Here is an 8685-nt window from a genome sequence, read left to right as displayed (position 1 = left end):
TCACCTTTGCTGCGTACGAGCGAACTTCAGCCGCCGCACTGCCGCAGCATCATCCGCTTGTCGGCCGCCGTCACCGGAAGGTCGTACTTCACCGACACCTGGGCGAAGCGCACCGAGTAGGCGCAGCGGATCGGCTTGCTCGGCGGCAGCCAGGTCGCCGGCCCGGAGTCGCCCTTCGCGCCGTTGGTCGGCCCGTCCACCGGGATCAGGTTGAGCGGGTCGTTGGCGATGTCCTCCCGCTTGCCCTTCGCCCAGTGCGTGGCGCCCATCTGCCAGTCGTACGACAGCGGCATGACGTGGTCGATCTGGACCCTCGCGGCACGGGACTTGGTCCACTCGATGGTCCTGCCCGTGTACGGGTCGTGCAGGGTCATCGAGGCGACCACGCAGTTCGAGCCCGACCGGAAGCGGAGCCGCTCCCCGTCCCGCTTGAGGAGGTCGTTGCGCGAGTCGCACCCGTTGTGCGCGTAGGGGATGCCGCCCGGAGCCGAGTCCATCCAGGCGTAACCGAACTCGTCGCGCTCGTAGCCCGTCTTCGGACCGCGCCCCTTCGTCGCGACCTTCCCGATCAGCGAGCGCGCCCTCGCCAGGTCCGCGGCGGACGTGATCGCCGCCAGGCCGGGCTTCGTGCCGTCCGGGTTCTCCAGCGGGCTCACCGCGCGACCGTCACCGGCGGTCGGCACGGCGGAGCCGGACGGCCCGCTGTCCACGGGCGGGGCGAGGTCCTTGCAGCCGCCGAGCAGCAGCCCGCCGGCCAGCAGCGCGGCCGACGTCACCAGGGCGCTCCGGCGCCCGCCTCCGTGCCCCACGCGCCCCTCCGCGCGCACGGCGGCCCCGCCCCTCAGACGCGTCACGATGCGCCCCTCCCCTTGCCTCCCGGTCCCGCCCCGACACGGGCGGTCGTTCTCCGGCTTCCCACGTTAGCGACGAAGATGTCCATGCCATATGGGGCGCGAAGAGGCACCCGGCGCATACCGGGCGTATCGTCGGTCGAAGCGACGTCCGGAAGGAGCTCTTCCATGGGCATCTTCGACAAGTTCAGGCACAAGGCCAAGAGCGTGTCCGACACGGCCGAGCGGAAGGTCGACGAGAGGACGGGCAACAAGTACGAGTCCCAGGTCGACCAGGCCCAGCAGCAGGCGGAGCGCCGCATCGGCATGGAGCAGGAACGCCGTCCCGACGAACAGCAGCCCTAGCGGCGAAGGAAGGCGGGACGCGCCACCGGCCCTGGGAGGCCGGTGGCCCGACGGCGTGTCACGAACAGCTTGGCACGAACAGCGTGTCGCGAACCTGCTACGAACCCAGGACCGACGCGAGGAACTCGCCGACCCAGCCGAGCAGTTCGCGTCCGACGAGCGGCTTGCCGCCGACCTTGGCGGTCTTCGGGCGGGGCACCAGGACCTGGTGGACGGCCGGCTTGATCACCGATCCCGGGTACAGGCGCTTAAGCCGCAGCTCCTGTGACTCGCGCAACTCCACCGGTGCGAAGCGGATGTTGGCGCCCTGAAGGACGATCTCGCCGACGCCGCAGGCCCGGGCCAGCATCCGCAGGCCCGCCACCAGCAGCAGGTTCTCCACCGGCTCCGGCAACTTGCCGTAGCGGTCGGTGAGTTCCTCGCGGACCGCCTTCACGTCCTCCTCCGAGTTGGCGGAGGCGATGGCCCGGTAGGCCTGCAGGCGCAGCCGCTCGCCGGGGGCGTAGTCGTGCGGGACGTGCGCGTCGACCGGCAGCTCGATCTTGACCTCGAGGGGAGCCTCCTCCTCGATCTCGCCGGTCTCCAGCTGCCGCCGGTAGTCGGCGACCGCCTCGCCGACCATACGGATGTACAGGTCGAAGCCGACGCCCGCGATGTGGCCGGACTGCTCACCGCCGAGCAGGTTGCCCGCGCCGCGGATCTCCAGGTCCTTCATCGCCACGTACATGCCCGCGCCCATCTCGGTGTGCTGGGCGATGGTCGCCAGCCGCTCGTGGGCGGTCTCGGTCAGCGGCTTCTCCGGCGGGTAGAGGAAGTAGGCGTAGCCGCGCTCGCGGCTCCGGCCCACCCGGCCGCGCAGCTGGTGCAGCTGGGACAGGCCGAAGTTGTCGCCGCGCTCCACGATCAGGGTGTTGGCGTTGGAGATGTCGATGCCGGACTCGACGATCGTCGTCGAGACCAGCACGTCGAACCTCTTCTCCCAGAAGTCGACGACGACCTGCTCCAGCGCCTGCTCCGACATCTGGCCGTGGGCGGTGGCGATACGCGCCTCGGGCACGATCTCCCGCAGCCGCGCCGCCGCCCGGTCGATCGACTCCACCCGGTTGTGGATGTAGAAGACCTGGCCCTCGCGCAGCAGCTCACGGCGGATCGCGGCGCCGATCTGCTTCTCCTCGTACGGTCCGACGAAGGTGAGCACCGGGTGGCGCTCCTCCGGCGGGGTGGTGATCGTGGACATCTCGCGGATGCCGGTGACCGCCATCTCCAGGGTGCGCGGGATCGGGGTCGCCGACATGGTGAGCACGTCGACGTTGGCGCGCAGCTTCTTCAGCTGCTCCTTGTGCTCGACGCCGAAGCGCTGCTCCTCGTCGACGATGACCAGGCCCAGGTCCTTGAACTTGGTCTCGGAGGAGAACAGCCGGTGGGTGCCGATGACGACGTCCACCGAGCCGTCCTTCAGTCCCTCCAGGACCGCCTTCGCCTCGGTGTCGGTCTGGAAGCGGGACAGCGCGCGCACATTCACCGGGAACTGCGCGTACCGCTCGCCGAACGTCCCGAAGTGCTGCTGCACCAGCAGCGTCGTCGGCACCAGCACCGCGACCTGCTTGCCGTCCTGGACGGCCTTGAAGGCGGCGCGGACCGCGATCTCCGTCTTGCCGTAGCCGACGTCGCCGCAGATCAGGCGGTCCATCGGGACCGTCTTCTCCATGTCCTCCTTGACCTCGGCGATCGTGGTGAGCTGGTCGGGCGTCTCCGCGTAGGGGAAGGCGTCCTCCAGCTCGCGCTGCCAGGGCGTGTCCCCGCCGAAGGCGTGCCCGGGGGCGGCCATCCGCGCGGAGTACAGCCTGATCAGGTCCGCGGCGATCTCCTTGACCGCCTTCTTCGCGCGGGCCTTCGTCTTCGTCCAGTCGGCGCCGCCCAGGCGGTGCAGGGTGGGGGCCTCGCCGCCGACGTACTTGGTGATCTGCTCCAGCTGGTCGGTGGGGATGTACAGGCGGTCGCCGGGCTGGCCGCGCTTGGCGGGGGCGTACTCCACCACCAGGTACTCGCGGGTGGCGCCCTGGACGGTGCGCTGCACCATCTCGATGTAGCGGCCGACGCCGTGCTGCTCGTGGACGATGTAGTCGCCCGCCTCCAGGGTGAGCGGGTCGATGGTCTTGCGGCGGCGGGCCGGCATCCGGGCGCCGTCCCGGCCGGACGCCTTCTGGCCGGAGAGGTCGGTCTCGGTGAGCACCGCCAGCTTCAGCGCCGGGTCGACGAAGCCGTGGTCGATGCAGCCGCAGGCCACGTGCACCAGGGACGGCGAGATCTCGCCGAGGTCGGCGTCCAGCCGGGCCGCGACGCCCTCGCCGCCGAGCACCTCGACCGTGCGCGAGGCCGGGCCGTGGCCCTCGGTGACGAAGACGGTGCGCCAGCCCTCGGCGAGCCAGCCCTTGGTGTCGGCGAGCGCCCTCGCGGTGTCACCGCGGTACGTCTCGGGGGCGCGCATCCCCAGCTTCAGCGTGTCGCCGTCCCCGGCGGACTCGTCGGCGGCGAACGGCGACACCGACCACCACATCATGTCCAGCTCACGGGCCCGGTCGCGGACGTCGGCGATGGACCGCAGGGAGGCCGCGCCGACGTCGATGGGCGCCTCGCCTCCCGCCCGTCGCCCACCACCACCCTCAACCGAGCGGGCTTCGCCCGCACGCCCCGATCCCGCGGTGGCCGCCCAGGACGCCTGCAGGAACTCCTGCGAGGTCGCCACAAGGTCGGAGGCGCGGGTGCGCACCCGCTCGGGGTCGCAGACCACGGCCATGGCGCCCTTGGGCAGGACGTCGATCAGCAGCTCCATGTCGTCGACGAGGACCGGCGCCAGGGACTCCATGCCCTCCACGGCGATGCCCTCGGCGATCTTGCCGAGCAGTTCGCCGAGCTCGGGGTGGCGCTCGGCCAGGGCCGCGGCGCGGGTGCGGACGTCCTCGGTGAGCAGCAGCTCCCGGCAGGGCGGCGCCCACAGGCCGTGCTCGGCGACCTCCAGGGAGCGCTGGTCGGCGACCTTGAAGTAGCGGATCTCCTCGACGTCGTCACCCCAGAACTCGATGCGCAGGGGGTGTTCCTCGGTGGGCGGGAAGACGTCGAGGATGCCGCCGCGCACGGCGAACTCGCCGCGCTTCTCCACCAGCTCCACGCGCGCGTACGCGGCCGCGGCGAGGGCTTCGACGATCTCGTTCAGGTCGGCGGACTGCCCGGATCCCAGGGACACCGGCTCCAGGTCGCCGAGGCCCTTGACCTGCGGCTGGAGCACCGAGCGCACCGGCGCCACGACGACGGAGACCGGGCCGGTCTCGGGGTCGTCGGGCCGGGGGTGGGCCAGGCGCCGCAGGACGGCGAGGCGGCGGCCGACGGTGTCGCTGCGGGGGCTGAGGCGCTCGTGCGGGAGCGTCTCCCAGGAGGGGTACTCCACCACGCCCTCGGGGGGCAGCAGCGAGCGCAGCGCCGCGGCCAGGTCCTCGGCCTCGCGGCCGGTCGCCGTCACCGCGAGGACGGGGCGGCCGGTCTCGCGGGCCAGCGCGGCGACCGCGAAGGGGCGGGCCGCCGAGGGCCCGACCAGGTCGACGTGCATGCGGTTGCCGTCCGCGGCCGCGGTGATCGCTTCCGCTAGGGCGGGGTCCTTGACGACGGCGTCGAGCAGACCGTGCAGGCTCATGGAGGGCTTTCCGTCCGGGGTGGCGAGGAGGTGGGCAAGGGGGTGGGCAGGGCTGGTGGACAACACGAAGAGCCCGACACGCGCCGCGGGCCGGGGGTCCCTCCAGCGTACGACGCCGCACCGACGACCGCCGGGCCTGTGGACAACGCCCGGCCAACCCGCACCCCGCGGGTGCCCGGGCGGGCGGCGCACAAAGGCCCGGTGCCGGGAAGTCAGGGACTTCCCGGCACCGGGCCCGCCCCCGCAACCCCCGTGTGCGGTGGTTCCCGGCGTGCGGTGCGGCCGTGCGGCTACTCGGTCGCGATCGCGTTCAGGACGTTCATCCGGCCCGCCCGGAAGGCCGGGATCAGGGCGGCGAGCAGGCCCACGAAGGCCGAGCCGACGAACACCCCGGTGATCGTCGGCCAGGGGATGTCCAGCACCTTCAGGCCCTCCAGCGCGAGCAGCTTCTGCGCGGTCGCGCCCCAGCCCATGCCCAGCCCGAGGCCCAGCAGCGCGCCGAACAGGGCGATCACCACCGACTCCAGGCGGATCATCCGCCGCAGCTGCCGGCGCGACAGGCCGATCGCCCGCAGCAGGCCGATCTCCCGGGTCCGCTCGACCACCGACAGGGCGAGGGTGTTCACCACGCCGAGGACCGCGACGACGATCGCCAGGGCGAGCAGGCCGTAGACCATGTTCAGGAGCCGGCCCACCTGGTCCTTCAGCTCCTGCTTGTAGTCGGTCTGGTCCCGCACCTGGTACTGCGGGTACCGTTTCATCGCGCTCTTCAGCGCCGCGTACGCCTGCTTCTCCCGGCCGTCCAGGGCCTTGGCGAACATGATCTGGTTCGGCGGGATCCTGTCCTTCGGGACGTACTTCTGCATGGTCGCGATGCTCAGGTAGCGCGCGCCCTTGTCGATGGCGGCGTCGTCGCTGGTGACGGCCGCGACCTTCAGCCTGGCCGTCCGGCCGCCCTTGAAGGCGACGGTGAGGGTGTCGCCGACGTGCACGCCGTGCTTCTTCGCGTAGTCGGAGCCGACCGACATGGCGTCGTCGCCGTAGGCCGCCGCCAGGGAGCCGGCGGTGGTGGTCCGGCGCAGGTCCTCGGCGTACGACGGGTCCGCGGCCGTCACCCCGTGGTCGTCGACCTGCCCGTCGGGCGAGGTCAGCGTGGCGTCGAGCGTCTTGTAGCGGGTGACGTGGGCCAGGCCGGGCGTGTTCCGCATGGCCTGCTCGGCCTGCGGCACGATCCGCTGCCGCCCCTGGACGATGAAGTCCGCGCCGACCGACCGGTCCAGCTCGTCCGTGGCCGAGGCGACCATCGAGGAGCCGACCACCGACAGGCACGCCACCAGCGCGAGGCCGATCATCAGCGCGGCCCCGGTGGCGCCGGTGCGGCGCGGGTTGCGCAGGGCGTTGCGCTCGGCCATGCGGCCGACCGGCCCGAACACCCGCAGCAGCACCGCGCTGATCACCCGCACCAGCCCGCCGGCCAGCAGCGGCCCGACGACGACGAAGCCGATCAGGGTCAGCACCACGCCGAGCCCCAGGACGAGCGAGCCCTCGCTCGCCTTCTTCGCCCCGGCCGCCGCGAACAGGGCCGCGGCACCGGCGCCGGTGAGGACCAGGCCGATCACGCCCCGCACCCGGCCCGCCCGGCCGTCGGCCGGAGTGCCCGCGTCGCGCAGCGCGGCCATCGGGGAGACCTTGCCGGCCCGGCGCGCCGGGAGGTAGGCGGCGAGCACGGTGACCACGACGCCGAGCAGCAGCCCCGCCACCGGCGTGGTCGCCTTCACCGTCAGGTCCCGCGTGGACAGCTCCATGCCCATCGCCGACATCAGCTTCATCAGGCCGACCGCGATGCCGACGCCCGCGCCGACGCCCAGGATCGAGCCGACGACACCGAGCAGCAGCGCCTCCACCAGCACCGAACGGTTGACCTGCCGGCGCGAGGAGCCGATCGCCCGCATCAGGCCGATCTCCCGGGTGCGCTGGGCGACCAGCATCGAGAAGGTGTTGATGATCAGGAAGATGCCGACCAGGAACGCGATCCCGGCGAAGCCGAGCATGGCGTACTTGATGACGTTCATGAACGCGCCGACGCTCTCGCGGTTCTCGTCCGCGTTCTCCTTGGCGGTCTGGATCTTGTACGGCCCGGAGCCGGTCCCGGCCAGGGTGCGCGCGACGTTCCGCTTCAGCGTCCCGTCGGAGACGCCGGTTGCGGCGGTGATGTTGAGGTGGGTGAACCGGCCGGTGGCGCCGAGCAGTTCGCGCTGGGCGGTGGCGGTGTCGAAGTAGAGGATGGCGGCGCCGGGGTTGGTCACCTTGAAGGTGGCGATGCCGACGATCCGCGTCTTGAAGTCGCCGGTCTGCGCGATGGTGCGCAGCTCGTCGCCGAGCTTGAGGTGGTGCTTGTCGGCGGTGTCGGCGTCGACCATCGTCTCGGTCGGCCCGCGCGGGGCGTGCCCGGAGGTGATCTCCATCGAGCGCAGCTCGTTGCCGTTCCAGTTGCCGGCGATCGTCGGGGCGCCGGTCGAGGAGCCCATGTTCTCGTTGTCGGCGTTCACGACGGTCACGTTCGCCGACACCACGCCGCCCTCGACCGACTTCACGCCCTCGGCCTCGCGCGCCTTCGCCACCAGCGAGGCCGGCAGCGACTCGGGCACACCGCCCTGTGGTGTCTCGCCGGTCTTCGCGACCTTCGGCGAGACGGTCACGTCGGCCGCCGTCACCGCGAACAGCTTGTCGAACGTGGTGTTCATGGTGTCGGTGAACACCAGCGTGCCGCACACGAACGCCACCGACAGCAGCACCGCGACCGCGGAAAGCACCATGCGCCCCTTGTGCGCGAAGAAGTTGCGCAGGGAGGTCTTCAGCACGGTCATGACGTCCGTCCGCGGGCGTCGAAGTCCTTCATGCGGTCCAGCACCTGGTCGGCCGTCGGCTGGTGCATCTCGTCGACGATCCGGCCGTCGGCGAGGTACAGCACGCGGTCGGCGTAGGAGGCGGCCACCGGGTCGTGGGTGACCATCACGATGGTCTGCCCGAGTTCGTCCACCGACCGGCGCAGGAAGCCCAGCACCTCGGCGCCGGCCCGCGAGTCGAGGTTCCCGGTCGGCTCGTCACCGAAGATGATCTCGGGGCGGGCGGCGAGCGCCCGGGCCACGGCGACCCGCTGCTGCTGGCCGCCGGAGAGCTGGCTGGGCCGGTGCCCGAGCCGCTCGGCGAGCCCCACGGTCTCCACCACCCGGTCCAGCCACGCCTTGTCCGGCTTCCGCCCTGCGATGTCCATGGGCAGGGTGATGTTCTCGATCGCGTTCAGCGTCGGCAGCAGGTTGAAGGCCTGGAAGATGAACCCGATCCGGTCCCGGCGCAGCCGCGTGAGCTTCTTGTCCTTCAGGCCCGTTATCTCGGTCTCGTCCAGGTAGATCTGCCCGCTCGTCACGGTGTCGAGCCCGGCGAGGCAGTGCATCAGGGTGGACTTGCCGGACCCCGAGGGACCCATGATCGCGGTGAACCGGCCGCGGGCGATGTCCACGTCGACGTGGTCGAGGGCGACGACCCGGGTCTCCCCGGCCCCGTACGCCTTCACGACCTGCCGCGCCCGCGCGGCGACGGCCGTAGGCCCTCCAGTACCCCCGTGCCTGGGAATGGTCACAGCCGAAGTCACGGTAAGTCTCCTATATCGGTCAGCGGTTGGGTCGCACGAGCCCACGAGCCGTACGAAGTGGTACGCCGATGAGTCTGGCCGGGGCGCCTTCCTGGCGCGCTGGTGCTCAGCACCCTCTTCCCCGGGGGAAAACCCCACCGTCGCCGGTG

At 71.7% G+C, this 8685-nt stretch carries 5 protein-coding genes; 1 reads left to right on the top strand and 4 read right to left on the bottom strand.

Annotation, left to right across the window (positions count from 1 at the left end):
• Window positions 1-26: 26 nt before the first annotated feature.
• Complete coding sequence (locus ACIQ9G_RS25330) at window positions 27-779, bottom strand: HNH endonuclease family protein (protein ID WP_403613812.1); 753 nt, start codon at window positions 777-779, stop codon at window positions 27-29.
• A gap of 240 nt (window positions 780-1019) precedes the next feature.
• On the opposite strand from ACIQ9G_RS25330, the gene ACIQ9G_RS25325 reads away from it, so the two are divergent.
• Complete coding sequence (locus ACIQ9G_RS25325) at window positions 1020-1196, top strand: antitoxin (RefSeq protein ID WP_403613536.1); 177 nt, start codon at window positions 1020-1022, stop codon at window positions 1194-1196.
• A 97-nt stretch (window positions 1197-1293) separates the two neighbouring features.
• On the opposite strand, the gene mfd is transcribed toward ACIQ9G_RS25325, so the two are convergent.
• The 3 genes from mfd to ACIQ9G_RS25310 all read right to left on the bottom strand — a co-directional run bounded on the left by mfd (window position 1294) and on the right by ACIQ9G_RS25310 (window position 8536).
• Window positions 1294-4884 (bottom strand): transcription-repair coupling factor, encoded by a 3591-nt coding sequence (mfd, locus tag ACIQ9G_RS25320; protein WP_403613533.1) that lies wholly within the window; start codon window positions 4882-4884, stop codon window positions 1294-1296.
• 290 nt (window positions 4885-5174) lie between these two features.
• The gene (locus ACIQ9G_RS25315) at window positions 5175-7751 is read right to left on the bottom strand and encodes an ABC transporter permease (RefSeq protein ID WP_403613530.1); all 2577 of its coding nucleotides are present in this window, start codon (window positions 7749-7751) and stop codon (window positions 5175-5177) included.
• Window positions 7748-8536 carry an ABC transporter ATP-binding protein gene (locus tag ACIQ9G_RS25310; protein ID WP_403613527.1) on the bottom strand — a complete coding sequence of 263 codons (789 nt, stop codon included), beginning with the start codon at window positions 8534-8536 and terminating at the stop codon, window positions 7748-7750. Before ACIQ9G_RS25310 ends, ACIQ9G_RS25315 begins: the two co-directional genes overlap by 4 nt.
• Window positions 8537-8685 lie beyond the last annotated feature (149 nt).

Source organism: Streptomyces sp. NPDC096152 (assembly GCF_044763235.1).
Lineage (GTDB): Bacteria > Actinomycetota > Actinomycetes > Streptomycetales > Streptomycetaceae > Streptomyces.
Note: the sequence above shows the minus strand (reverse complement) of the source record. Positions and strands in the feature narration are given on the sequence as shown.

Coding starts and splice junctions, on each gene's coding strand:
- ACIQ9G_RS25325 (WP_403613536.1), top strand. CDS start 1,020: ATGGGCATCTTCGACAAGTTCAGGCACAAGGCCAAGAGCGTGTCCGAC.
- mfd (WP_403613533.1), bottom strand. CDS start 4,884: ATGAGCCTGCACGGTCTGCTCGACGCCGTCGTCAAGGACCCCGCCCTA.
- ACIQ9G_RS25315 (WP_403613530.1), bottom strand. CDS start 7,751: ATGACCGTGCTGAAGACCTCCCTGCGCAACTTCTTCGCGCACAAGGGG.